The organism is Flavobacterium sp. UMI-01 (genome assembly GCF_019656315.1).
Taxonomy (GTDB): Bacteria; Bacteroidota; Bacteroidia; order Flavobacteriales; family Flavobacteriaceae; genus Flavobacterium.
Genome location: NZ_BPLU01000018.1, coordinates 1 through 1,815 on the forward strand (window position 1 = coordinate 1; position 1,815 = coordinate 1,815).

At 39.8% G+C, this 1,815-nt stretch carries 1 pseudogene; it reads left to right on the forward strand.

What is annotated here, in order from left to right:
* A pseudogene (locus tag K5R64_RS07440) lies at positions 1-1,815 on the forward strand (hypothetical protein); the annotation flags it as partial.

Here is a 1,815-nt window from a genome sequence, read left to right on the forward strand (position 1 = left end):
TAGGCGTCGCTACTAGAGATTACACCATTACACAAGCAGATATTGATGCCGGAAAAGTGACCAATTCAGCACTTGCCATGGGTCAAGATCCAGACGGAAACAATGTACAAGATGTATCAGGAACATCCATTGCAAATGATGATAGTACGGTTACTACTTTACCTACACAAGGGAAACTAGCTTTTGTTAAAACAGCCATTTACAATGGTGATCCAATGAAAGCTAAAGTAGGAGATAAAATCACTTATACCTTTACAGTAACCAATATGGGTAATGTTACGGTAAGCAATATTGGAATTAATGATGCCAAACTAGGCCTTACTAATTTGGCTTTAACCCCAAGTACTTTATTACCAAATGGCGTTGGTGTTGCTACACAAGATTATACCATTACACAAGCCGATATTGATGCTAAAATGGTTACCAATACGGCTATTGCCAAAGGTAAAGACCCAAGTGGTAATGATATAGAAGATACCTCAGGTACGGCAGTTGACAATGATGATAGTACGGTTACTACTTTACCGACACAAGAGAAGTTAGCTTTTGTTAAAACAGCTGTTTACAATGGCGACCCAACGAAGGCAAAAGTAGGAGATAAAATCACTTATACCTTTACAGTAACCAATACGGGTAATGTTACGGTAAGCAATATTGGAATTAATGATGCCAAACTAGGTCTTACTAATTTAGCTTTGCCCCCAAGTACTTTGTTGCCAAATGGTATTGGTGTCGCTACACAAGAATATGCGATTACTCAAGCCGACATTGATGCAAAAATGGTTACCAATACGGCTATTGCCAAAGGTAAAGATCCAAGTGGTGCTGATGTAGAAGATATCTCTGGTACCGCAGTTGACAATGATGATAGTACGGTTATTACTGTACCGACACAAGGGAAGTTAGCTTTTGTTAAAACAGCCGTTTACAATGGTGACCCAACGAAGGCAAAAGTGGGAGATAAAATCACTTACACGTTTACAGTAACTAACACAGGGAATGTTACAGTGAATAATATCGTGATAAACGATGCCAAATTAGGTGTTGCCAACATGGTTTTAGTACCCAATGTATTAGCACCAAATGCAGTAGGAGTGGCTACACAAGATTATACCATCACACAGGTAGATATTGATGCGGGTCAAGTGACCAATACCGCCATTGCCAAAGGGCAAGACCCAAGTGGTGCTGATGTAGAAGATACCTCAGGTACTGCAGTTGACAATGATGATAGTACGGTTACTACTGTACCGACTCAAGGGAAGTTAGCTTTTGTTAAAACAGCCGTTTACAATGGTGACCCAACGAAGGCAAAAGTAGGAGATAAAATCACCTATACGTTTACAGTTACTAACACAGGGAATGTTACGGTAAATAATATTGTGATAAATGATGCCAAACTAGGCGTTGCTAATTTGGCTCTAACACCAAGTACATTATTACCTAATGGAATAGGTGTTGCCACACAAGATTATACCATTACACAATCGGATATCGATTCAGGAATGGTGACCAATACCGCCATTGCCAAAGGGCAAGACCCAAGTGGTGCTGATGTAGAAGATACCTCAGGTACTGCAGTTGATAATGATGATAGTACGGTTACTACTGTACCGACTCAAGGAAAGTTATCCTTTGTAAAAACAGGGGTATATAATGGAGATCCTTTGAAGGCACAGGTAGGGGATAACATCACCTATACCTTTACGGTAACTAATACAGGTAATGTTACGGTAAGTAATATCGCAATCAGTGATGCCAAATTAGGTCTTACAAATTTAGCTTTGACACCAAGTACATTGGCACCAAATGCAG